General features: G+C 50.4%; 21 protein-coding genes. 6 read left to right on the forward strand and 15 right to left on the reverse strand.

Features of this window, described 5'->3' with window-relative positions; translation table 11 throughout:
• Positions 1–153 precede the first annotated feature (153 nt).
• Positions 154–357, forward strand: a complete 204-nt coding sequence (locus tag H6F93_RS03060; RefSeq protein ID WP_190644835.1) for a hypothetical protein — start codon at positions 154–156, stop codon at positions 355–357.
• A 29-nt stretch (positions 358–386) separates the two neighbouring features.
• On the opposite strand, the gene H6F93_RS03065 is transcribed toward H6F93_RS03060, so the two are convergent.
• The 6 genes from H6F93_RS03065 to H6F93_RS03090 all read right to left on the reverse strand — a co-directional run bounded on the left by H6F93_RS03065 (position 387) and on the right by H6F93_RS03090 (position 10,117).
• Positions 387–2,612 (reverse strand): molybdopterin-dependent oxidoreductase, encoded by a 2,226-nt coding sequence (locus tag H6F93_RS03065; protein WP_190644859.1) that lies wholly within the window; start codon positions 2,610–2,612, stop codon positions 387–389.
• 110 nt (positions 2,613–2,722) lie between these two features.
• The gene (locus tag H6F93_RS03070; protein WP_190679139.1) at positions 2,723–3,559 is read right to left on the reverse strand and encodes a nitrate ABC transporter ATP-binding protein; all 837 of its coding nucleotides are present in this window, start codon (positions 3,557–3,559) and stop codon (positions 2,723–2,725) included.
• 423 nt (positions 3,560–3,982) lie between these two features.
• Positions 3,983–5,989 carry a nitrate ABC transporter ATP-binding protein gene (locus H6F93_RS03075; RefSeq protein ID WP_190679141.1) on the reverse strand — a complete coding sequence of 669 codons (2,007 nt, stop codon included), beginning with the start codon at positions 5,987–5,989 and terminating at the stop codon, positions 3,983–3,985.
• A 48-nt stretch (positions 5,990–6,037) separates the two neighbouring features.
• Complete coding sequence (gene ntrB, locus H6F93_RS03080) at positions 6,038–6,880, reverse strand: nitrate ABC transporter permease (RefSeq protein WP_190679143.1); 843 nt, start codon at positions 6,878–6,880, stop codon at positions 6,038–6,040.
• Between the two features lie 203 nt (positions 6,881–7,083).
• Entirely contained in the window at positions 7,084–8,394 is a 1,311-nt protein-coding gene (locus H6F93_RS03085; RefSeq protein ID WP_190679145.1) for a CmpA/NrtA family ABC transporter substrate-binding protein, read from the reverse strand.
• A 166-nt stretch (positions 8,395–8,560) separates the two neighbouring features.
• On the reverse strand, positions 8,561–10,117 hold the full coding sequence (locus tag H6F93_RS03090; protein WP_190679147.1) for a ferredoxin--nitrite reductase: 1,557 nt from the start codon (positions 10,115–10,117) through the stop codon (positions 8,561–8,563).
• 1,041 nt (positions 10,118–11,158) lie between these two features.
• Here H6F93_RS03090 and H6F93_RS03095 point away from each other — a divergent pair.
• Entirely contained in the window at positions 11,159–12,430 is a 1,272-nt protein-coding gene (locus H6F93_RS03095; protein WP_190679149.1) for a HEAT repeat domain-containing protein, read from the forward strand.
• A 261-nt stretch (positions 12,431–12,691) separates the two neighbouring features.
• Positions 12,692–13,237, forward strand: coding sequence for a hypothetical protein (locus tag H6F93_RS03100; protein ID WP_190644828.1), 546 nt, complete (start codon positions 12,692–12,694; stop codon positions 13,235–13,237).
• A 76-nt stretch (positions 13,238–13,313) separates the two neighbouring features.
• On the opposite strand, the gene H6F93_RS03105 is transcribed toward H6F93_RS03100, so the two are convergent.
• Positions 13,314–13,838, reverse strand: a complete 525-nt coding sequence (locus H6F93_RS03105; RefSeq protein ID WP_190679151.1) for a protein-tyrosine phosphatase family protein — start codon at positions 13,836–13,838, stop codon at positions 13,314–13,316.
• A gap of 167 nt (positions 13,839–14,005) precedes the next feature.
• Between H6F93_RS03105 and H6F93_RS03110 the strand changes: the two genes are divergently transcribed.
• Positions 14,006–15,247, forward strand: a complete 1,242-nt coding sequence (locus H6F93_RS03110; RefSeq protein ID WP_190644826.1) for a DNA double-strand break repair nuclease NurA — start codon at positions 14,006–14,008, stop codon at positions 15,245–15,247.
• Here H6F93_RS03110 and xseB read toward each other — a convergent pair.
• Complete coding sequence (gene xseB / locus H6F93_RS03115; protein ID WP_190644825.1) at positions 15,244–15,534, reverse strand: exodeoxyribonuclease VII small subunit; 291 nt, start codon at positions 15,532–15,534, stop codon at positions 15,244–15,246. The two genes, H6F93_RS03110 and xseB, sit on opposite strands and share 4 nt — an antisense overlap.
• Positions 15,531–16,796, reverse strand: a complete 1,266-nt coding sequence (xseA, locus tag H6F93_RS03120) for an exodeoxyribonuclease VII large subunit (RefSeq protein ID WP_190679153.1) — start codon at positions 16,794–16,796, stop codon at positions 15,531–15,533. Before xseA ends, xseB begins: the two co-directional genes overlap by 4 nt.
• A gap of 564 nt (positions 16,797–17,360) precedes the next feature.
• Between xseA and recA the strand changes: the two genes are divergently transcribed.
• On the forward strand, positions 17,361–18,437 hold the full coding sequence (recA, locus tag H6F93_RS03125; RefSeq protein ID WP_190644823.1) for a recombinase RecA: 1,077 nt from the start codon (positions 17,361–17,363) through the stop codon (positions 18,435–18,437).
• A 62-nt stretch (positions 18,438–18,499) separates the two neighbouring features.
• On the opposite strand, the gene H6F93_RS03130 is transcribed toward recA, so the two are convergent.
• The 3 genes from H6F93_RS03130 to H6F93_RS03140 form a co-directional block, all read right to left on the reverse strand.
• Positions 18,500–18,808 (reverse strand): DUF3181 family protein, encoded by a 309-nt coding sequence (locus H6F93_RS03130; protein WP_190644822.1) that lies wholly within the window; start codon positions 18,806–18,808, stop codon positions 18,500–18,502.
• A 94-nt stretch (positions 18,809–18,902) separates the two neighbouring features.
• A complete protein-coding gene (locus H6F93_RS03135; protein WP_190679156.1) occupies positions 18,903–19,175 on the reverse strand; it encodes a 2TM domain-containing protein in 273 nt (90 codons plus the stop codon).
• A gap of 112 nt (positions 19,176–19,287) precedes the next feature.
• A complete protein-coding gene (locus H6F93_RS03140) occupies positions 19,288–20,154 on the reverse strand; it encodes an Rpn family recombination-promoting nuclease/putative transposase (RefSeq protein WP_190679158.1) in 867 nt (288 codons plus the stop codon).
• 162 nt (positions 20,155–20,316) lie between these two features.
• Here H6F93_RS03140 and coaBC point away from each other — a divergent pair, with 162 nt between their 5' ends.
• The gene (gene coaBC, locus H6F93_RS03145; RefSeq protein ID WP_190679160.1) at positions 20,317–21,555 is read left to right on the forward strand and encodes a bifunctional phosphopantothenoylcysteine decarboxylase/phosphopantothenate--cysteine ligase CoaBC; all 1,239 of its coding nucleotides are present in this window, start codon (positions 20,317–20,319) and stop codon (positions 21,553–21,555) included.
• A gap of 31 nt (positions 21,556–21,586) precedes the next feature.
• Here the strand turns inward: coaBC and sixA are convergent, their stop codons facing one another.
• From sixA to H6F93_RS03160, 3 genes are all read right to left on the reverse strand, one after another.
• The gene (gene sixA / locus H6F93_RS03150; RefSeq protein ID WP_190679162.1) at positions 21,587–22,102 is read right to left on the reverse strand and encodes a phosphohistidine phosphatase SixA; all 516 of its coding nucleotides are present in this window, start codon (positions 22,100–22,102) and stop codon (positions 21,587–21,589) included.
• 15 nt (positions 22,103–22,117) lie between these two features.
• Positions 22,118–23,389, reverse strand: coding sequence for a DHH family phosphoesterase (locus tag H6F93_RS03155; protein ID WP_190679164.1), 1,272 nt, complete (start codon positions 23,387–23,389; stop codon positions 22,118–22,120).
• Positions 23,390–23,756: 367 nt separating this feature from the next.
• The gene (locus H6F93_RS03160) at positions 23,757–24,254 is read right to left on the reverse strand and encodes an HNH endonuclease (protein WP_190644816.1); all 498 of its coding nucleotides are present in this window, start codon (positions 24,252–24,254) and stop codon (positions 23,757–23,759) included.
• Between the last annotated feature and the right edge of the window lie 185 nt (positions 24,255–24,439).

A 24,439-nucleotide genomic window follows, 5' to 3' on the forward strand; every position in this document is an offset into this window, starting at 1 on the left:
TCCTTAAATAAAAGCGAAAATTAACGGCTAAAACTCTAGAGTAGAAAGGTGGAATATCCAGAAATCAAGATATTTCTGTATCCAAAGCTACAGAATCTTAGGTAATCTAGTAGATGAGAATATTTAGCCATTCAGTCATCTGAAGAGTTTCAAATGAATACACAGGATCGGATTCACTGGAGTAAACCTGAGCAGCACCACAATTCCATCCTCTTAGTGCTGTTAATTGCTTTAGGATCTTTTGTGGTTGGGGTTATGCCGATTGTTTATAGCTCCTTATCGGCTGATACAGCAGCGCAGACTTCAGCAATCGCAGGTGAAACAAGCCTTTGGGGGGCATTCAGCGAAAAAGAGTAGCCACTGCCGCCGGAGTGACTTAATGCAGACTATTGAGCGATCGCCGTTGGAACCGCTCGTAGCGCTCCAAAATCTGCGGCAATTGGTACCAGTTGAACAGCACAAGCTTTCAGTTCGGGCTGCAAGGAGTCAGGACACGCTTCAGGATGAGTCAAGGCATTTGCTTCAGCCTGTTCTGCCCACAGTTCACCCCAGTGCATGGGCACGAAAACGGTATTGGGGGCGATCGCTTGCGTGACTTTGGCAGGAAAGCGAGCTGTACCTCGGCGCGATCGCACCTCTAACCAATCCCCTTCTTTTACGCCCAACGCTTTGGCGTCACGCGGATGAATTTCCAAAAATGGGTTGGGATGCATTTGCTGAGTTTTGTCAGTGCGTCCGGTCCGGGTCAGCGTATGCCAGTGTCCATAGAGTCGGCCCGTTGTCAGCACGTAAGGATACTGGGCATCCGGTGGTTCTGCCAATCCTTTGGAGTGGTATGCCCCAAATCGAGCGCGTCCGTCAGCAGTGGGAAAGCGCAGGTCGGTGTAAAGGCGTTTGGAGGGGATAGGGGCTGAGGGCTGGGGGTTAGGAGCTGGCGGGTTGGCAGTATTACGCTCTATGGCTGGGCAGGGCCACTGGAGCGGTCCTTCTTGTCTCAATCGTTCGTGGCTAATGCCAGTCATGTCGCAGGGGCGATCGCGCGTCAGTTGGACAAATTCTGCGTGAACTTCGGCGGAACTGGTAAAAGGGAATTGAGCCGCGAATCCGAGACGGCGACCCACTTCGGCAAAAACAGCCCAGTCTTCTCTGGCTTCACCCCGAGGACGTTGAAAAGCAGGGCATAGAGTGACACGGCGTTCGGAGTTAGTCATGGTGCCCGATTTTTCGCTCCACTGAGTGGCAGGCAGCAGCAAGTGGGCGTAGGCAGTTGTCTCAGTCGGGGAGTAGGCTTCCTGGTAGACGGTGAAGGGCGATCGCCGCAAAGCTGCTTTTACTCGCTCTAAGTCGGGCAAGCTGACCACCGGGTTAGTTGCAGCAATCCACAGGAAATGAACCTCGCCGCTTTCCAAGCCCGTGATCATATCCCAGACGGTGCGTCCGGGTTGGGCAGCAATTTGTCCGGGGGACAATCCCCAGAACTGCTCAACCTCGGCTCGATGCTGCGGATTTTTGACGGAACGATAACCCGGTAACAGATGCGAAAGTCCACCCACTTCGCGTCCACCCATCGCGTTGGGTTGTCCGGTTAAGGAGAATGGCCCCGCACCAGGCGTGCCAATTTGTCCGGTCATCAGGTGCAGGTTGATCAGTGTGCGCACTTTGGCAGTGCCTTCGCTAGACTGATTCATGCCCATTGACCACATCGACAAAACCCGCTTAGCATCTCCCCAATAGCGGGCGGCTGTTTCCAATGCTTTCACCTCAATGCCGCAGCGCTGAGCGACGACCTCTGGTGGGTAGTGCTGGATCACTTGAGCAAAAGCTGAGAAATCTTTGGTGCAGTCCTCAATAAACAGAGAATCGTAATCACCCCATCGCAGCAGTAAATGGGCAATGCCGTTCAGCAGGTCAATGTCAGTGCCAGGTCGAATTGCCAGATGTAAATCGGCCGCTTCCGCCGTTGGGGTGCAGCGCGGATCAACCACAATCATTTTGACGTGGTTGTTTTGCTTGTGATGTTTGCGCAGGCGGTTAAAGGCGATCGGGTGGCACTCGGCGGCATTGGTGCCAATCAGAAAGGCACAGTCGGTGAGTTCTAAATCTTCATAGCAACAGGGCGGCCCGTCAGAGCCGAGACTTTGAATGTAGCCACTCACAGCGGAAGACATGCACAGCCGTGAGTTGGCATCAAAGTTGTTGGTACCTAAGCAACCCTTAAATAACTTTTGAGCGGTGTAGTAATCCTCTGTGACAAATTGACCAGAGCCATACATGCACAGCGCATCTGCTCCATGCGTGTGGCGTACTGTCTGGATGCGTTCGACTAAGGTGTTGAGTGCCTCATCCCAACTGACTCGCCGAAAGGGTTCGTCTAGCGAGTCGCGCAGCATCGGGTAGAGCAAACGATCTTTGTGGATGGACTCAGCAATCGTTGCGCCTTTCACACAGACCATTCCCTGACTGGAAGGATGAGTGCGATCGCCCTTCACTTTCCAGATGGGAGTTCCCTGACTATCTCGATTAACTGGCTTTCCTGGCTGAGCTGGGGGTGAGACTTCAAGCCCACACCCTACGCCACAGTAAGGACACAGTGTTTTGATGCTGTCTGTCACGGTGTTAAAAGGTAGCTTTTGCAAGAGGGGCTAGGGGCTAGGGTATAAGAACCAAAAGCCAAAAGCCTTGCTTCATCCTTCATCCCTCATCCCTCATCCCTCATTCTTTCTTAAGCGTCATCATGAGCAAATCGACGGTAGAGGAAGTCGAGTGCGTGGTTCCGTAGGTCGTAGTAGTGGGGGTCTTCCATCAAGCGGGTGCGGTTGCGAGGACGGGGGAAGGGAATGTCGAGAATTTCACCAATTTGGGCAGCGGGGCCATTGGTCATCATCACCAGGCGATCGCCCAAAAACAGCGCTTCGTCAATGTCGTGGGTAATCATCAGCACGGTGACACGATGATCTGTCCAAATCTTCAGCAGCTCTTCCTGTAACTCTTCGCGGGTGATGGGGTCGAGCGCCCCAAAGGGTTCATCTAGAATTAGCACTTGTGGACGCAACGCAAGGGCACGAGCAATACAAACGCGCTGCTTCATGCCGCCAGAGAGTTCTTTTGGTTTCTTGTCGGCTGCGTCGGAGAGTCCGACCAGTGCCAGGTGATCGCGCACGATCGCCCGCTTTTCTGCCTCTGGTTTACCTGGAAAGACAGATTTCACGCCTAAGTAAATGTTCTCGAAGGCAGTCATCCAGGGCAGCAGTGAGTAATTTTGAAACACCACCATGCGATCGGGTCCGGGTTCGGTGATGCGCTTGGTCTGGAGGCGCACTTCGCCTTCGGTGGGTTTGCGGAAACCAGATACCATATCCAACAAAGTGGATTTGCCGCAGCCGGAATGTCCAATCAGGCAAATAAATTCACCCTCATAGACGGTCAGGTTAATGCCATCCAGCACTACGTATGCTCCATCCGGTGAGGGATAGGCTTTAGAAACGTTGTCGATCACCAGGTAGGGATCGCGGTTCAAAGGCGGGTTGACATTGAAGTCGGTAGGTTTAAGGGTTTGCATGGGGTTGGGGGGATGGAGGACGAAGAATAGAGGACGAAAGACGAAATTGAAGATTTGAAGTTTTGGAGTTTGAGGGTGGAGTTTCGAGTTCTGAGGTCGAAGTTTTGAGTTCTGAGTTTGGAGTTTCAGGCTTTCAGCTTGAAGTTTCGAGTTCTAAAGCCGGAGCTTTGAGTTTTGATCTTGAAGTCTGACGTTTGGGAGTCAAACTTTTGAGCTGTAAGGTCGGAGTTTTGGATTCTGAGGTCGGAGCTTTGAGTTCTGAGCTTGAAATTTGGGGTCTGAAGATTAAAGCATTAGGTTCTGAGGTCGAAGTATGAATTTATCAAGTCGCAGACTGGGTTGAAGTATGGAACCTAACAAACGCAAACCTTTGTGGCTGTTGGTTTTGCAGGCTTAACTCAATCTACGGCTCTAACCCAGCCTTTAGCTCCTAGCCCCCACTAGCTCATCCAGACTAATTTCCTCAATGTGAGTCTCACGTTTGATTGGCAGGTCTTTGAGATATTGGATAGGGTCGTCAGGGTTGAAGACGGTGCCGTCGAATAGATAAATGGGATGGCGATCGCGCCCCATATCTTGCAGTCCCAGTTCTCTAGCAGCCTGACCAAATACGTCAATTCGGCGAACTCGCTCCAGAATTTCAATCCAGTTGCGGGGGAAGGAGGTAATGCCCCAACGTGCCATTTGAGTCAGGATCCACAGCCCTTCAACGTGGTCGGGGCAGTTGGTTTTGTTGACGTAAAACTGGTTATAGTGCAAGTCCATCTGGGGAGCAGTGCCATCGCCGCGATTATAGGAATCGATGAAGCCAGGACGGGTGTAGACGGCTTCTGAACCAACGTATTCAGGTTGGCAGAGAAAGTCTAAAATTTCTTGGCGATTGCGGCGATCATCGCAATATTCGCAAGCTTCTAATAATGCTTTAACCAGTGCCAGGTGGGTTTGTGGGTACTGGTTTGCCCAGTCTTCACGTACACCCAAAACTTTTTCGCAGTGACCTTGCCAGATATCCAGATCGGTAGCAATGACAAAACCTAACCCTTCATGGACAGCACGAGAATTCCAAGGTTCTCCAGCGCAGTAGCCGTCGATGTTGCCTGCTTTCAGGTTGGACACCATCTGGGCAGGCGGAATTACGGTCAGGCTGACATCACGGTCGGGGTCAATGCCGCCTGCCGCCAACCAGTAGCGCAACATCAGGTTGTGCATGGAAGAGGGATGCACAACGCCAAGGGTAGGAACCTTGTCGGGCGTTCGGGCGATCGCCGCCTTAAAATCTGCCAGCGTTCGCACGCCCTGGTCGAATAATCTTTTGCTCAACGTAATCGCGTTGCCGTTGCGCGATAGGGTCAGGGCTGTGATCACCGGGGTAGGGGGTTTGCCGTTCATGCCGAGAGTCATACCCAGGGGCATTCCAGCAACCATTGCCGCTGCATCAAGCCGCTTTGTCGCTACGCCTTCTGCGATCGCCTTCCAGCTTGGCTCACGGCTGAGAGTAACTTCCTCTAAGCCATGCTTTTGAAAGAAGCCTTTTTCTTTGGCAACGATCATGGGCGCGCAGTCGGTCAGTGGAATGAAGCCAAGCTCCAGGTTGACTTTCTCTAAACCGTTGCGGGCGATCGCCGTGGCATGTTGCACCTTCAGTTTCTTTGCTCGTTTCTGCTGGTTGAGGAAATAAACAATCTCGCTCCGCAGGCTGTAATAGTTGGGATGGTTGACCACATCCATACGGCTGCGAGGACGCGGAAATGGCACGTCAATGATTTGACCAACATGGGCTTCAGGTCCGTTTGTCAGCATCACGATCCGGTCGGATAGCAGCAGCGCTTCGTCTACGTCGTGCGTCACCATGATGCAGGTAACATGACTTTCTTCACAGATTTTCATTAACTGTTCCTGCAAGCCGCCTCGGGTCAATGCATCGAGTGCGCCGAAGGGTTCGTCTAACAGCAGCAGTTTCGGACGAATAGCCAGGGCACGGGCGATCGCCACCCGCTGTTTCATGCCGCCAGACAGTTGCCCCGGTCGCTTATCAGCAGCATGGCGCAACCCCACCATATCGATGTGATGTTCGACAATGCTGCGCCGCTCACCTTGGGGCAATTTGTTCATCACTCGGTTGACTGCCAGAGAAATATTCTCCCGCACCGACAGCCAGGGCAGCAGCGAGTAGTTTTGGAAGACCACCATGCGATCAGGTCCAGGTTCCTTAACCTGCCGCCCTTCCAAAATTACGCCGCCGTGAGTGGGCTGATCTAGCCCTGCCACAATGTTGAGCAGCGTAGACTTGCCGCAGCCAGAGTGTCCAATCAGAGTAACGAATTCACCCTTGCGAATCTTGAGTTCAATGTTTCTCAACGCAACATAGCTATTGCCGTTGGGCATTGAGAAAATGCGATCGACGTGATCAACTTCGACGAAGACTGACATGGTTGTGGAGGGGGTTGGGGATTAGGGATGGGGAATTGGGAATTGGAGTTAGCCTTGCTTTTGTTCTTCGGGAACGACAAACCTGGCGATCTGGCTGACCAGCCAGTCGAGCAGTAGGCCGACTAAGCCGACATAGATGATGGCAATGATAATGTCGCTGATACGAGAGCTATTCCAGGCATCCCAGATGAAGAAGCCAATGCCAACGCCGCCAATCAGCATCTCGGCTGCAACGATCGCCAACCAGGAGAGTCCAATGCCGATCTTCAGTCCTGTGAAGATGTAGGGCACAGTAGCAGGCATGAGAATTTTGAAGAAGTACTCGGTGCGAGACAGGCGCAGCACTTTAGCCACGTTGTTGTAGTCTTGGGGAATTTGGCGCACCCCTTCAGCCGTGTTGATGATGATTGGCCAAATTGCCGTAATGAAAATCACGAAGATGGCAGACGGATTTGCTTGTTGAAAAGCAGCCAGGGAAATCGGCAACCAGGCTAGCGGCGGCACGGTTCGCAGAACCTGAAAGATAGGGTCGAGAGCCCGAAACATGAAGGTGCTGGTGCCAATCAAAATGCCCAACCCAATTCCAGCGATGGCGGCTAGAGTGTAACCCAGGGCGACTCGTTGCAAACTGGTTAAGACTTGCCAAAACAGTCCTTTGTCATTACCACCGTTATCAAAGAAGGGGTTGATGATCAGTTCCCAGGTTTCTTCAACGGTTTGGATTGGGCTGGGCAGGGTTGCTGATGGCAGGGAGGTGAGAGCTTGCCAGATGACCAGGAAAATGAGCAGGGCGATCGCTGGTGGATACAGCACTTTAGCCTGTTTCCCCAGCATCGAAACCAAGTTTTCGCTGCTAAAACGTTTCGGTCTTGCGTCCAGTCTTGCGGTCATCTCAATGATCTCCTGGTGGCGGGGTAATAGATTGGGATCGTGAACTCAATCATCTGCGGGGTGGGTTTCTCCCCCGGCTGGATAAGCAAGATGCCCATCCTCGAAGCGTGCAGTACTATTTGATTTCCATTCCTTAACCTTCCTGGCTTGTAGAGACGAGATTCATTGCGTCTCTGCTAATCGCGTCTCTACCAAGTGAGAAATTAAATTTTCTTGATTTCCAGGCTGTCCAAGTAAGCCGTTGGATTTTCGGGGTCAAACTGCTTGCCGTCAAAGAAGGTTTCAACGCCGCGAGAGGTGCTAGCTGGAATTGCTGCCTCCTGACCGATCGCCTTTGCCGCTTCCCGCCATAGGTCTTCCCGGTTGACGGCATCGACGAGTGCCTGAAGGTCGGTGTCAGGTGGCAAATAGCCCCAGCGCACATCTTCGGTCAAGAACCAGAGATCATGACTCTTAAAGGGATAGGACGCATCCTCATTCCAGTACTTCATCATGTGTTCGCTCTCACTTTCAACGCGACCATCGCCGAAGTCGTAGTTGCCCTTAGTCCGCTCTATGATGTCCTTCGCAGGGACATTGAACCAGGCCCGCTTGGAAATGATGTCTACCATTTCCTCTTTGTTTTCTGCCTGATCACACCAGATCTGCGCCTCCAGCACCCCTTTCAACAGTGCCTGCGTTGCTTTCGGGTTTTGGTCTACCCAATCCGCCCGCATTGCAAATGCTTTTTCAGGGTGATTATTCCAGAACTGTCCTGTTGTGAGAGCAGAGTAACCAATGTTTTGGTTGATCAACTGCGCGTTCCAGGGTTCACCCACGCAGAAAGCATCCATCGTCCCAGTTTTCATGTTGGCGACCATCTGGGGCGGGGGTACCACAATCGTTGAAGCGTCGTTGTCTGGGTCGATTCCACCTGCGGCTAACCAGTAGCGCATCCACAGGTCATGGTTACCACCCGGGAAAGTAACGGCAAATTTCAGTGGATTGCCAGCCGCCTTTGCCTCATCAATACTAGATCTGAGTAAAGAACTGTCTAGTTGAACATTTAGCTCTTTATACTTATTCGCAACCGAGATAGACTGACCATTCACATTCAGTCGCGCCAGGATGTACATGGGAATCTTTCTGCCATCCGTAACCGTGCCCTCAGAGATCAGGTAAGGCATGGGAGTGAGAATGTGAGCGCCGTCAATGCCGTCTCCTCCAGAACCCAGAACCAGGTTGTCGCGGGTGGTTCCCCAGGAGGCTTGCTTGATGACCTCTACCTCGGTCATACCGTACTTGGCAAAGAAACCTTTTTCCTGAGCAATGATTAGCGGCGCGGAGTCGGTCAAGGCAATGAAGCCTAGCCTTGCGGCTGTAACCTCTGGAGCATCTTCTGGGGCAATTTCAGCAGCAGGAACGGGATCGGAACTGGCTGTTTCGCTGTTGCTGCTACAGCCATGCAGCCAGAGACTACCTGCTGCGGTTGCGCCTGCAGTGATGATGAATTGCCGTCTGGAAAATCTTGCCATTTACGTTCACCAAGTCCTTTCGGTAAGTAGTCGTTGAGGGTTAAAAGATTTAGGGTTTGTGGAGCAATTGGGCTGCACAGACAGTCCTCTATTCCAAGAGGAGTGCAGCTTTGAGGAGGCTCGCGATGGGAAGGTGCCCGTGCCAGGAAAAATCACCCAACCAAATCTAAGTTGAAGTCACGGCTTCCTCCTTCAGTTGTGCGCCGAAGTGTTCAACCAGTAAATTCCGCAGCACGGGTTTGAGGTCATCACAGGGCACAGATTTCATCACACAGGTGCCCAAGTGAGCATCTTTGCCCACCTTGCCGCCCATGTAGATGTCAACGGCTTCCACCGTTTTGCCATCCTTGCGAGCTTTAGTGCCCATCAGACCGATATCGGCAACCTGCGGCTGTCCGCAGGAATTGGGGCAACCCGTCCAGTGAACTCGCACGGGCTGTGAGCAAGAGACCTCTGCTTCCAGTTCCCGAATTAGCCCCAGAGCACGATTTTTGGTTTCAATCAGGGCAAAGTTGCAGAACTGGCTGCCTGTGCAGGAAACGAGCGATCGCTCCAACATTGCCGGACTGACCGAAAACCGTTCCAGCAGTGGCTCCTTCAGCAGCAATTCCAGCCGTGAGTCCGACACATTAGGAATGATCACGTTTTGCTCGACGGTCAGCCGTAACTCGCCGCTGCCATAAACTTCAGCGATTCTCGCTAGTTCAGCCATGTCTTGGGCAAACAACCGACCGACGGGCACATGTAGACCGACATAGTTCAAGCCAGATTGCTTTTGAGCATAAACCCCGATGTGATCCCGCTTGTCCCAAGCAATCTCGTCTTTTTCTGCCGCCGTTTGTAGGGAGGTCCCTAATTGCTGCTCGACTGCCGCGCGGAATTTTTCAACACCCCACTCGTCAATCAGCCACATTAGTCGTGCTTTTTGCCGATTTGCCCGCAGCCCGTGATCGCGGTAAACGATCAAAATCGCCTCGCACAGGGCCACCACTTGGCTGGGATCAACCCAGACATCCATCGGGATCGCCGCTTCGCAACGCTTCGCAGAAAAGAAGCCACCGACCAAAACGTTGAAACCTAAGGCGCCGTCCTTAAAGGCTGGAACAAAGGCAATGTCGTTAATTTCAGCGTGGACGGAGTTGTCGCGGCATCCGGCGATCGCAATGTTAAACTTGCGCGGCAAGTTGGTAAATGCTGGATTTCCCTCGCCACTGTTCGTGATCATGTCCTGCACCTGCTGCACCAGGTCGCGGGTGTCGATCAGTTCGTCGGCATCAATTCCAGCAACGGGGGAACCCGTGATATTGCGAACGTTGTCCATGCCCGACTGAACGCTGGTTAAGCCTACCTGCTCGAATCGTTGAAAAATATCGGGAATGTCCTCAAGCCGAATGCCACGAAGCTGAAGGTTTTGGCGAGTCGTGATGTCGGCGTTGCCGTCCTCGCCATAGCGCTGCACGACTTCCGCTAGCGTTCGCATTTGCCCACTGGTGAGAATTCCACTAGGAATTCGCATCCGCAGCATAAACTTACCTGGAGTGACCGGGCGAAAGAAAACTCCCAGCCATTTCAGCCGATGATCCCGGTCCGTTTCATCCATTGCCTCCCAACCAATTTGGGCAAAGCGATCAATTTCCTGCTTAACCGCCAAGCCATCTTTCTCAGCTTTAAATTTTTCAAATTTATTCAGTGTTGCAGTAGGGTTTGTTGCTGCTTGAGTCACGGAACTGTCCTCTTGATGCTTGTGCCTGAAATGTAGTCCTGCATGAGTAATGAGGAACTATCAAATGGTTCTAGTTAAATCTGAAGAAACTTAGTTGTGAGAAGTTGAGTACTTTGAAATGGCCTGTATAAGGTCAAACCTAAAATGAATTCACTGTGAGAATTCTCAATAAACCTTTAGGAGAATCTGAAAAGTCAAGTTGACGACTAGACTTGAAAAAGAAAATTTTTAACAGCACACAGCAGGTAAAAGTAGCGATCGCCAAGCTCATTCAACTTTATTAAAGAATGTACAATTCAAATGCAGCTTAGCTAACACTTTAAGCTCCTAAACTCAAACTTTATTGCGCCCGTCTATGCTCGATTTCTCAATAATTTATTCGGATTCAAGCAGAGTTTTCGTATCTTTAGTTACAAAATATTTTCTAAGATGAAGTTTCTGCATAATGCTCATGCATGTCTTACATCAACGGCTGAAAACCCTCTCAAATCAAGCTTTTTCCGACCTGTTTAACTATCATTGATCTGATTCCAAGGGATAGAGAGCAAAATTTTCGCTGTTCTTTTGCTTAATTCTGTAGTTTGCTTTACCAAAACTACACAAAATGCACAGATCAGTCAGATGTGCGTTTGCTTCTTTCAATATCAATTTGGCTGCATTGTAGGAAAAGTGTTCAAGGTCTGAATCAACCTTTAGTAAGGTCACACACCACAGCAAGCCAAGATATTCTTAAATAGGGGTGTTACGTAAGTAACAACTAGAACGCTTGAAGAACAAATTAGTATTAAAAGCAACCAAATTTTCTCAAAAGGGTTCCTACTTTAATGCGGGGAGCAATTCAAACCACAATGTGCGAAAGTTAACTAAAAGCAAAAAATCGAGTGTGAATACTAGACTTCTAATTCTTTGAGTGACAGGGTATTTAGATTGGCACGGTAGAACCGTATACTCAGTTACAAAACCTATTTCAATATGTAGTGACTACATTAGCCTGATGCTCGATTGACAGGATGGTCTTGTAGATTTTAAGGAATACTAAGTTTGCTAGATACAGCTGAAAACGACACGCAGTTTAGTCACTCTTGGAGCAACTGTTCTCCGCCTTTGTCTGCTCTGGCAAACCAGTATGGCTGGGCAACTCCAGAAGACGGCATCAATCCAGAGCTATGGCTTGATCTGGCGTTAGACCTATTTATAGAAGGGGATTTTCAGACGCGATGGGATGTTGCGAAACTCTTGCCTCGCTTTGGTACAAAGGCGATCGCTCCCCTGATTGCGATTCTTGAGCACGAGGACACTGACTGGGAATTGCTCTGGTTTACTGTGCGAACCCTAGGCGAGTTTGACCATCCTGTCGTAGTTCAGGTTTTAATCAGTTTGCTAAAAACCGCTGAAGGAGAACTCAGTGCGGTTGCTGCAGAAGCTCTAGCAAATTTGGGCAATCAGGCGATTGCTCCGCTAACAGAACTGCTGTCGATGGAGCAGTTTCGGCTTTTGGCAGTGCGATCGCTCTCCCGCATTCGCCATTCTCAAACGATCGCCCCTTTGCTCAGCATTACAAACGATGCGCAGCCCGAAATTCGTGCAGCAGCAATTGAGGCATTGAGCAGCTTTCACGACCCGCGTGTCTTTCCGGTGTTGGTCAATGCGCTTCAAGATCCGGCAGCGGCAGTTCGGCGAGAGGCAGTAATTGCTGTGGGTTTGAGAGCCAACCTGCAAGCCGAGATCGACCTGGTCAATCTGCTGATTCCTCATTTAACAGACTTAAATTTGCAGGTTTGTCAGCAAGCGGCGATCGCCCTAGGGCGACTGAGCAACCCTGCCGCAGCCCAAGCTCTCGCTGACATGCTGCACTCCCCTCATACCCCTTCAGCTTTGCAGATCGAAATTGTGCGATCGCTAAGCTGGGGCATGACCGCAACCGTTCTCAAAAAAATTCAGTCCATTCTGCCTTGCGTTTCGGCAGAGGTCTATCGCGAAATGATTGCCGCTCTCGGGAAAGTGGAAGATCCAGCGCTAAAGCTTCAAGCAGCGGAAATTTTGATCACTTTGCTTAATTCTGAGTCCTCGCCGCAGTCACCAGGAAAACAAGCGATCGCCCTTAGCTTAGGACATTTAGGCGAAATTAAGGCTCTAGACCCATTGATCAGGCTGCTGTCAGAGTCAGATCCAGGAGTACAGCTACACGCGATCGCCGCCCTCAAGCAACTTGCCCCGGATGCTGCTCATGAGCAGCTAAAGATGATGGCGAAAGACACAAATTTGCCAGAAGCGCTACAGTGCGGAGTAGCAAACGCTCTCAGGGAATGGTAAGTCTTGTGTGATTGGATTAAGTTATTTGTCAGTAAATAACTTCAAATCAACAAATTAGATTGAATTATTAAATTATTACGAAAACTTTCATAGAATAACTTCAGGCCAAGTCAGTGGGATCTTTGCGATCGCAGTGCAGCTTTGCCGCCAATAAAAGCGTTAAAAGGTTTAAATCGGTAGAAATACGTTCCAAAAAGTCTAATCAAGCAGCTATGCAACGGGCGATCGCCCGTTGAAATAAGGCACCCAAGGATTTGATTGATGAGTATTACTGAAACCGATACAAAAAATGGACACGGTGGGGAACTAAAGGAGGGAGCGATGAGCAGCGAAAACGAATCTCAAACTACGGCGGTTGAATCTAACAATGATTCACAGGGGGCTGACCATGCCACTAAATCTGGACAGTCTGAATCAAACAAATCTTCAAGTCAGATCCAGTTTCGTCCATCGGGTGAGTTGGCTAACCGCCCTATTGGTCCCAGTGACATCGAAGTTGAAAATGCCCTTAGCATGTCAGGCTATCGCCCGATCGCTGCTAGCAAGCTGGAGATTTCAGGGTATCTGCTAGGCAACCGCCCAATTTCTGCTAGCCACCTGCGGGTTGTGGACGTTGACAGCCTTCCGGGTCATCGCCCCGTTTTCGCCAATGACTTTGAAGTACTGGATGTCGATACGCTGCCTGGACATCGCCCCATTGTCGCCAGCAGCGCCGATCTGATGAGAGGTAGCCACCTCCCCGGCAATCGCCCGGTCGCCTCTAACGAGATCGACCAGCCCGAAGGACTCATGGGCTTCCTCGACTAGAGATCACAAATCATTGCGATTCAAACTTCAAGCGGGAGTAAGGTTCAACCCTTCTTCCGCTTTTTTAAGTGTCGGGTTAACGGCAAGAATCCAAAAGAGCGTTCAACTGAGAGATTCCTTTCCAGGGATTTCTGCCCATCAGCGTTCGAGCGATCGCCGCTTCGTAGGGATTGCGCCCGGTTCTTTTGACAGCGGCGATCGCATCCTTATTTGATAATCCTCGTCCAAACACCAGCCAAGCAGCGAGAATGTGCCCCGTGCGTCCCACTCCACCAGAGCAGTGAACGACCACCTTTTCACGCTGCCAATCAGCTTCAGCTAAAAATGGCAGAATTCTCTGGGTGAGCATTTCTGGTTCGACCAGATGAAAATCCTTCACAGGTGCCCACAGGATTTTACCGTCCCCAAATGCTTGTCGGTAGGTGTCTAGCAAGTCTGGATACGGAGTGAGTTGCTTTTGTGGAAGTAAACAGCAAACTCGTTGAATCCCTTGCTGCTGCATAAACTGAACCCATTGCAAGACCTGCTGTTCAGAAGCTCCGGGTTTCGCTGCGCCAAACACAATCAGTTCAGATTCAGAAGCTGCTGCAAATCTGTACATCGGATCTGGGTGGAAACCATCCAATTAATTAAAGCAAATTAATTAAAGACATTTGTACTAATTTAATTCAAGTTGGGCTACGATTCTACCCAGACAGGGCGATCGCCATTCTCCAGCGTTTTCAGTGATCCCCAAATAATGCTCATTGCTCTTCAACTGATCCCTTCATGCTCGACTTGATCAAACTAGCGCGACAGATGCAGGACATTAGCCAGCATCTCTCCCATGAAGCGGCTGCAACACGACAGCGGTTAGAGTTGGCGCAGCAGTTGCTAGAGCAGGCGCGAAGTCACCAGGCAGAACTAGTGACGCTACAAGAAACCTGGGGCGATCGCCTTGGTTTTGCAGCTGCGGAACCGATTGAACCCCTCGACACGCGAATTGATCTAACCGCTGCACCTAATATCCACACCGTTTTAGCGACTGACGGGTCGCAGATTGCCCCCAGCCACCATGAAATTGCCTACTGCTATCTGATCAACGTCGGTCGGGTTGTGCTGCACTATGCCCAAAATCGCCATCCGCTGTTGGACAGTTTGCCGGAAGTGTTTTACCGTCCTGAAGACCTGTACATTTCCCGCCAATGGGGAATTCGGACTGAGGAATGGATGGGCTATCGGCGAACCGTCTCAGAAGCCACAGTGCTGGCAGAATTGGCTACTGGAACAGAAATTCAAAGTCGGGAATTAGTCAGCAAAGTTGCTTCGCCACACCTGCAACTGTCAATGCTGTCAAATGAACCTCCACCGACTCTGGCAATGGTAGACGGTTCGCTGATTCACTGGTTTCTGGAGCCGCTGCCTGCGGATGCGCGCGCGCGCATCCTACCGCCCATTCTTCACGCCTGGGATCAGTTAAAGGCTGCAAAGATTCCCCTGGTTGGCTATCTCAGCGCCTCTCGCAGCGGTGAGGCACTCAACTTTTTGCGGCTGCACACCTGCCCCTACGACACGCCCGACTGTGCTACCCACTGCCCCGGACAAACAGAACAGGCTCCCTGCCAAGTGTTTGCACCGTTGCGCGACACTGCGCTGTGGTCACTGTTACTCAGCCCCGGTCAGCGCAGTCCTCTTTGGCGCAGTTCTGCCAAAATCCTGGACCTCTACGGGGATCACGCCATCTACTTCTGCTATGCTCACGTCGGCTCAGAAGTCGCCCGAATAGAATTTCCTGCATGGGTTGCAGAAGATGCAGAATTGCTCAACATTGCCCTCAGCCTGACGCTGACTCAAGTACAGAAAGGGTACGGTTATCCTGTAGCGCTAGCTGAAGCACATAATCAAGCTGTGGTTAGGGGAGGCGATCGCGCCCGTTTCTTTGCCCTACTCGAACAGCAAATGATCCGTGCCGGATTGCGCGGCATCGGCACTTCCTATAAAGAAGCCAGGAAGCGAGGCAGCATTGCCTAGAACCCTTCTGGCTCGTCCATCAACGTTTCAACTAACACATCCATCTGCCGCTGCTGATGCGAGAGGAAAATTTCGCACTCGCGCAGATGCTCAACGGCGGTGGCAAACTGCTCAAATACGTCGGCCAACTCCAAGTCACCTAACTCAATCCGCGTGATAATTGCTTCAATCTGGGCGACCGTTTGCTCGTAACTCCAGCTTTGAGCAGTCTGAGAATCGGAGGCGATCGCTTTAGAACTTAGGCTGGATTTGGAATAGGCAGTTCCAGGGGAAGTTGAATCGCTCATAGAGAGTCCTGATGCTGTGGGTCATGGGTTGAACTAGGAATTTCTGAAACTTTAACTTTAATCTGTCCCTGAGCAAGCTGTACCGTCAGGTCTTGTCCCGGAGTGAGCTCAGCGGAGGACCGTACGACGCTCCCATTTGTCTCTCGCACAACAGCATAACCGCGCCGCAAGACCGCCTTAGGGTCCAGGGTAATCAGCTTTTGGCGCAAAAGCTGGCAATGCTGATTCGCCTGCTGAAGCTGTTGGGCCGTTCCGTGCAGCAAGCGTTGACGCATCCAGGCAATAGCCTGGGTTTCCCGCTGAATCTGGCGATCGGGCTGAAGTCGTCGTAACCGTTCTCGCAGCCGATGCAGATGGTCATAGCTGGCAGTGAGCCGATGCTCAATTGCCTGAGCGAGTGCATTGACCCGCTCTTGATGCTCACTCAGCAAATCTGCTAGCTCCGGCACAGCCTGCTCTGCGGCCGCAGTCGGCGTATGGGCGCAGACATCTGCAACCAGGTCAGCCAGCGATTCATCTCGCTGATGCCCAATCCCGGCAACAACAGGAATCGGACAGGTGGCGATCGCCCGCACCACTCGCTCATCGTTAAAGCAAGCCATGTCCTCGATTGCTCCGCCGCCTCGCGATAGAATCAGCACCTCTGCTCGCCCGTCCTGCTCAACTCGTTGGATCGCATTCACAATCGAAGCTGGAGCTTGATCCCCCTGAACCAATGCTGGAGAAAATAACACACACAATCCTGGATATCGACGTTTCAAGGTTCGTTTGATGTCGCCCCAAGCAGCCGCTTGCGGTGAAGTGACGACGGCGATCGTTTGCGGATAAGCCGGCAAAGGACGTTTCCGCTCAGCGTCAAATAGCCCTTCCGCTTCCAACCGCAGCCGCAGTTGCCGATAGCGCAATGCCCGTAACCCCTCACCCGCTGGAAGCGCTTGCCAAACAATGAGTTGATAGTTACCCCGTTGGGGATGCACATGAATGCGACCCAAAATGATGAACTGCTCCCCCTGAACAGGCACAGTTGCTAACTTGGTTAACTGGCTATTCCATATCACACAGCTAATCGCTGCTTTTGCATCCGGATCTTGCAGCGTAAAAAACAACCCGCTGCGATAGCGATTGGCACTCGATACCTCCCCTGTGACCCAAACCTGACGCAACTGGTTATCTTGTTCCAGCAATTCCTGAATGTAAGCAGTCAGTCCTGCCACTGACAGTGCTGTATCAGGAACAAGCAGATTGGGAAGATTAGTTGTCATTCTGTGTAAAAGATTGAAATCTGCAATGGGTGAAGTCTGGATCTTGAGGGAACAATCCTTCTAACGCATGTGGTTCTAAAAAATCTAAGACAACTCAATACTAAATTTTTGCTGAACTTTCTACCCGAAATCAGGCACTAGAAATAAAAAGGTAGCTAGTGGAATCTTTCCGCCTTGCAGAACCTAGAAATATCTAGACATTGGTTTGAGTTGGGCACCCGTTTAACGGCAATGCAGCCCTTTTCACTGCATTTCACTCTGGACATTGGTTAGTACATTTGTATGCAATTAAAGCTCAAATGCCTTACAATGGACAAGATGCAACTGTTTACAGCGTAACCAGATTCAGACAGATCAGACAGTAAGCTGGATTGCATAGTGCAACTCTAAGCCGTTATATTGCTGCTCTAACCTCACACCCCAACGCATTCAACTTTATATCCAACTTCAATTTACATCCGCTTATTGCATCTTGCTGGCGGAACGGAAGCCTAGAATATAAATCTGCTTCCCTGTAAATTTTATTGACCCCTGTACTCTCCACACATCCGTTTTGAGGCGCTAATGGCTAAAACCAGCAGTGAAGATTCTGAAAAAACTAAAGCTTTAAATCTGGTACTTAACCAGATCGACCGCACCTTTGGCAAGGGAACTATTGTGCGGTTGGGTGACGCTACCCGTATGAAGGTAGAAACAATTCCTAGTGGTGCCTTGACGCTCGATTTGGCGTTGGGTGGTGGGCTACCGAAGGGACGAGTGATCGAAATCTATGGTCCAGAAAGCTCGGGTAAGACGACTTTGGCGCTTCATGCGATCGCCGAAGTCCAAAAAGCAGGAGGCATCGCTGCTTTCGTCGATGCAGAACACGCCCTCGACCCTACCTATTCCAAGGCGCTAGGAGTAGACATTGAGAACTTGCTGGTATCTCAGCCTGACACAGGTGAAGCTGCCCTAGAAATCGTTGATCAGCTCGTGCGTTCTACTGCTGTCGATGTGGTTGTGGTAGACTCCGTTGCGGCGCTCGTACCCAGAGCTGAGATTGAAGGGGAAATGGGTGACGCTCACGTGGGCTTGCAGGCTAGGCTGATGAGCCAAGCGCTCCGCAAGATCACAGGCAACATCGGCAAGACTGGCTGTAGCGTCATCTTCTTGAACCAGTTGCGCCAAAAAATCGGCATTTCTTACGGCAACCCCGAAACCACAACGGGGGGGAATGCGCTCAAATTCTACGCCTCGGTCAGGCTAGACATCCGCCGCATTCAAACTCTGAAGAAAGGGACGGAAGAATTTGGTATTCGTGCCAAAGTCAAAGTTGCCAAAAACAAGGTTGCTCCACCCTTCCGCATTGCGGAGTTTGACATCATCTTTGGTGAAGGCATTTCTACTTACGGTTGCTTAGTTGACCTGGCAGAAGAAACCGGAGTCATTGCACGTCGGGGAGCCTGGTATAGCTATAACGGCGAAAATATTAGCCAGGGTCGCGACAACGCAATTAAGTACACGAAGGAAAAACCTGAATTTGCTAAAGAAATTGAGCAAAAGGTGCGTGAAAAGCTAGAGATGGGCGTTGCAGTTTCGGCAACTTCTGTGGCACCGATGAGTGAAGACGAGGAAGAGGAAGAATACGTCGAAGAAGAATAAAAATATAGGGGCTTGGCAATGCCAAGCCCCTATATTTTTTTAAGCCCACCTACTAAAGTTTTCTAAAGCTTGCGCTGATACTCTTCTAGAAGCTCGACTAAGTTGCTTTGAACCGAGGAAGGCAGCAGATCAGATAAGGGAAGTTCACGCTTACCGCCGCCTAACTTCACGGGGATATTTCTCAGCGTTTCTGTCACCTTGCTTTCATCAATTTTGCTATCTGTCAGCATCGGATAAAACCGCTCTGCCAGAAGTGTGTGTAAATGGGCATCTCTGAGATAGAGGTGCCATTTTGCAACATCAATGTAGATATTTTCACCAATTTCTGCTGCTAGCGATTCGATCGCCTCTGTTGTGCCGGAGTAAGCCATTGCAGTTTACCTAATTCGTCTGCCTGGGCAGAGACAATACTCTACTCAGTCATAGCTTTAACCTAACGCACTCTAGAAGGGCGATCGCCTTGCTCTAGGAGGATTTGGGTAGTTTGTCTAAGGCAGTTGAGTTGGAATAGTCGGCGATCGCAAAAATGTACACCGCATGGACGACTAACAGCAACAGCCACCCACCCGTCACCCAAACCGTCCAAGGCCAGTTTTGAGATTGAAGCGTACGGACAAACCAAAGTCCAGAATTTGTGGCGGCAAAGATTGCAACGTGGATTGCAAAGTTCATCCGATCATCGAGCTTACGGTAGGCAGGATCGTTGCGATCGGGTTCACGGGGCCAACGAGGAGGCATGAGCTAAATCAGGTATAGAAAGGACTAAACAGTCGAGGTCTTAGACAAACTCGTCTCTTCATTGTAGTAGTACAAGCTGTTTACCCAGAAATTCATGAGCACATGTTTGCGGCTAGTGCGATCGCTCCTCCAACCAAGCCTGTAACTCAACTACACTCGTAAAGTCTAATAATGCTTCACTCAACATTTCTAGGGTTAGTAGCGGCAAGTTGCTGACACTTGAGCGTAATTCATCAGGAAATTCTCCAAACCGCTTCTTCAGCAGTCGATTAACTAAGTTGGCAGCTTCTTCCTGCCGTCCTTCTTGTCGCCCTTCTTGTCGCCCTTCTTCCTTAATTTCTCGGTAAACCCTAGTTTCCTTCAGCGTGATGTCCAGCATTGCTTCTATCTCTACTCGACTTGGGTGCTCAAACCGGTAGGACATGATGGTTGTGACTATCTCAATTATTGCATGGCTGCTTAATTGAGATAACTCAGCACGGGTTCGACTCAGTAGATGTCGGGCTTCCTCTGGAGCTTGAGCTTCCTCTACCGTTGTTAATACCATTACTGCTACCCAGAGCGGCAACTGACGAATATTGCCTAGCTCATTCAAATACACCCGATGCACCTGATCGCTGTTTAACAGCCCTCGATGGGGATGCAAGTCGCTTTGTTCAACATTACGTGAGGGATAAATGACTACCGCTTGCCAGTCGTTAAATCGGGCACGGTTGCGGTAGAAATACAGCGCAGATTCAGCAAAGATGCGTTCGTAAAGCTGTTCATCCTTCTGAAACTGAACTTCGCAAAAGTAAACGGCTCCTATGTCCTGATCCTCCGGTAGCAGAAATACGCCATCAATTTCAAATTTCGGTTCTTTGACTGCCACGGAGTCAAATCGATAAGCTTCAGCATTGGTGGGAGGCTGAGACAAAAGCTCAAACAAAAGTGTGGGGGATTGCTGAAACAGCTTGTAGAAAATTGAATCGCGTCGCATGAAGCAGTTCTTTGAGTGTCGCGGTTAGCCCTGTTCTAATCTTGAAGCACATTCAGTTTGGCTTCTAATTGACTGACAGATCTTTGAATTGTAGGTTGAGTTGAGACCGTTTACCTCTACCATTCAAGGCTGCTGTTACAACTAATCGATGACCAGTGACACATGACAAATTACAATTCCATCCAGGGAATCAAGGGCAGGCGAATTCTAATCGGGGTAGGCGGCGGCATTGCTGCATACAAAATTTGTGAAGTAATTTCGACGCTGGCAAAGGCTGGGGCCGAAGTTAGAGCAATTTTGACTAATTCGGCACAGGAATTTATTACACCGTTGGCGATCGCCACCCTTTGCCGCCACCCAGCCTATACGGATCAAAGCTTTTGGCAGCCTACTCACCACCGTCCCCTACACATTGAACTGGGCGAGTGGGCAGAGATATTTGCGATCGCCCCCCTCACTGCAAACACCCTGGCAAAGCTCACCTATGGTCTGGCAGACAATCTGTTGACCAATACTGTCCTGGCTTCTGCCTGTCCCGTGCTGCTGGCTCCAGCTATGAATACGGAGATGTGGCAGCAGCAGTCTGTTCAGCGAAATTGGCAGCAGGTGCAGACGGACAAACGTTATCACACGGTTGGTCCGGCAGCAGGAATTTTAGCGTGCGATCGCATCGGCAACGGTCGCATGGCAGAACCCAGTGAAATTTTGGCGCAGTTGCGATCGCTCCTACACACTGGTGGCAAACGAGATTTGACTGGAAAGCAAATTTTGATTAATGCAGGCGGCACCCGTGAACATTTCGACCCTGTGCGGTTTATTGGCAACCCCTCAACCGGAAAGATGGGAGTGGCCCTGGCACAAGCTGCGCTGCATCGGGGCGCGGCGGTGACGTTAGTGCACGCGCCAATAGAGGCTGAGTTGCTAGCTGATCTGTCAGGGGTGCGGCTGATTCCGGTTACCAGTGCCGCAGAGATGCACCAGATGATGCTGAATTACTTTACGGCTGCTGACTGGACGTTTTTGGCGGCAGCAGTGGCAGATGTGAAGCCAACCGACTATAGCTCTATGAAATTGCCGAAGCGATCGCTCCCTACTGCTTTGCCGCTATCGCCCGTACCTGATATTGCAGCAGACTTAGGCGATCGCAAACGTCCTCATCAGCACTTGATTGGCTTTGCGGCTCAGACGGGCGACATTCTCCCCCCTGCCCTAGAGAAGTTGCAGCGCAAGAGGTTAGATGCGATCGCTGCCAATCCAGTTGACCAACCCGATAGCGGCTTTGGTAGCAACCAAAATCAGGCGATCTTTTTGGACAAATCAGGCAATAAGCAGGCGATCGCTCCGTGCAGCAAGCTAGAAATGGCGCACCACCTGCTAGATTTTGTGCAGAGGATGTCTTGATAGGCTATTGATCATAGTGCCAGTTACTCAATCAAAGCAAAAATTTGGGAGGCGTGAGCCAAAAGAGCTGACTTTGACCCACTGGAGTTTTTGCTTGGGGTAGAAGCAAACCAATCACTCCTGCTTTTTTGAAAACAATTTGCTGTTTAGACTCGCCCCAAATTAAAGTTTCTGCCCAATCCCCTAAATCAGGCTGATGGCCAACTAATGCCAACTGCTTCCCGCCTGCTTGCCATTGGTTAAGCCAGGTTAGCCAGTGATCAAAGTCTCCTTCTGGGGCGAGATCGTCTGATTCTTCCAGGCGATCGCTCAATCCCACAGACTGCAAAATTTTGGCAGTTTGCTTTGCCCGTACCAGCGGACTGGTCGAAATCAGGTCGAAGCGCACGCCCAATTCGTACAGCCGTTCTGCGACCTTTGTGGTTTTGTGTCGCCCCACCTCAGTTAGGGGGCGATCGCCATCTTCCTGATAGGTGCCTCGCTCTGCCGCAATGCCGTGGCGAATCAGGTAAAGTTCAGTCAACTCAGTTGAGTCAGTCACGCTCATCAAACCGCCTAAACATTAAGCTGTGCGAATTACGCCATCTTCTGGGTCAACCAGCCTCAGCAGCTTTTGCTTAACCTGAGCATCAAACACTTCCCACTTGATTCGGGTGTATTCAGAATTTTCGTTGAAGCCAGAAAGAAAGCCCATCGGAATCTCAAAACCACCCGCCATCGCTCGACCGCCACCAAAAAAGCGACCCTGTGTGTCTTGTCCAAACGCTTCTTTAATGAATTCGTCAGGGTCAAGGGTAATCTTGCTGGTGCGGAGAGAGCCAATCACAACTTCCAGATCTTCATCTTCGTCATGGACGATGCCATAGACGACGGCCGTATGCACGTTTTCTTCTGTCACCAGAAAGTCTGCCGCCTGCGGAATCGCATCTCGGTCGTCATAGCGCAAATAGCCGACCCCAGCAATTGAGAAGCTGTTTTGTAGAATGCGGTTTCTGAGCGATCGCTCAATTACATCCATCACTCGCTTGGAGCGGGAAGCCTGCAGCACAGAGTTGAGCAACTGGCTGTCATAAAATCGGCTGAGATAGCCTGCTGCCAGGAAATCTTCTTCCTGAGCCTGCATCAGTCGATTTGTATCAGACCGCAAACCGTGCATTAGGGCAGTTGCACACTTGATGTGCTCCCCGTTGCTGTTGTCTAACTTAAGTAGACCAGCTTGCAGATATTGGGTCAGGATTGTTGCAGTAGCGCGAGTTTGAGAACGAATATCCGAAAACTCCGCCTCCAAATCTCCTTGGGAACTGTGGTGATCAATCACAACGGTCACAGGAATGTTGGCTTGCTGCACCAAAGGCATCAGTTGTGTTGTTGTGCCCTGGTTGTCAATAAAAACAGATCCCTGGTAAACCGAAAAGTCTTTCTCGCGAGCAGCTTGTACTGACCAACGCTGTACAGGTAAGGCTGTGAGCTTGACCAGAGCGATGTTTTCCTGATGGCTCAAAGTACCTGCATAGACGATATCGCAGCGAATGCCAAATTGCTGTGCAATCAGCTTGTATGCCCAAGCACAAGAAAGCGCATCAGGATCTGGAAAGTCTTGCAGAATTACCAAGTGGCGATCGCCCCGACGCTTTTCCAAGACTTGTCGTAATGCTTCTACTTTCTGTTCAGAGAACCGTCGTCCTGGAGAGTTTAGAGGTGCCTGACTGATCTCTACTCCCGAATATTCTACGTCTTCATAATCAACTACCCGGCTCACTGACTTAGAACCTTTCAAGTTAGGTTCTGTCACTGTGGATAATCCATCACTAGAGATGAGCGAGTTGGATTGCATAAGTACAGGTGTAAAAAAAGCGGGCTGGCGCTTTCAGCAAGGTGATGTTTCAGCTTAGCAACAGCCCAGTTAATATTTTTAGTTGCATTTACGATCTTCGCAAAAAAAAAGAAATCTGACACCTCATCTTTAGGAGCATATCAATGGCAGCTTTTGTGAATAAATCCCGTATCCTATGACTGAAACCGCATCTATCGCAGGTTTGAAACTATCCTTTTCTGCCGCCTTGCAACTTAACCACAACTTAATCTCCAATTTGATTGAGTGTTCCGGCATTTAAAGGGGTGCAAGAGCAACTTAATCAACCCTGATGCGGCTAAAGTAGCGCTGTGTACCTATGCTGTAGACTAGCCTAAGTAAATTCCCGTTATATGCCGATGACGTACTTCTGCCATTCCTGGTGTACGCCACTCTTGATGTGCTTGGTGACTTCAAAGTAAAGTCCGCTGTAGGGCTTGTGTGGAGGGTGCCGCAGCGGCATATTCGCTTCTTTGGGGGTGCGACTGCCCTTCTTGACATTGCAACGCACACAAGCAGTGACAATGTTTTCCCAGGAATCGCCCCCGCCTCGCGACCGCGGGATCACATGATCTAGCGTCAGGTCGTCTCCGGTGTACCCACAATATTGACAGGAATGACTGTCTCGGTGGAGGAGATTTCGGCGGGTTAAAGGAATTTCCTTGTAGGGTACCCGCACATAGTGACGAAGCCGGATCACCGTTGGCAGAGGCAACTCAGCATAAACTATCTTGCCATTATGCTCGACCTGCTCTGCTTTTCCCTTAATCAACAGCACAACCGCCCGTCGCCAGCTCGTGATGTTGAGCGGCTCATAGGAGGCATTCAGCACCAATACCTTGCCCATTATGGCTCAGTGAGAAGAGGGTTTCACAGATGGTAACACGGACGGCCAAATTCTGGGGGGATGCTGGGATCATCTCAACCGAAGGAAATACGAAATTTCCAGTTGTTTACAATCTTTGACATTCGTAGGTAAATATAGCAACCCTGTCCGGGTTGTAGAAGAAATTCTTTAGACCTCTTACATTT

This window comes from Leptolyngbya sp. FACHB-671, from assembly GCF_014695745.1.
GTDB lineage: Bacteria > Cyanobacteriota > Cyanobacteriia > Elainellales > Elainellaceae > JAAUTN01.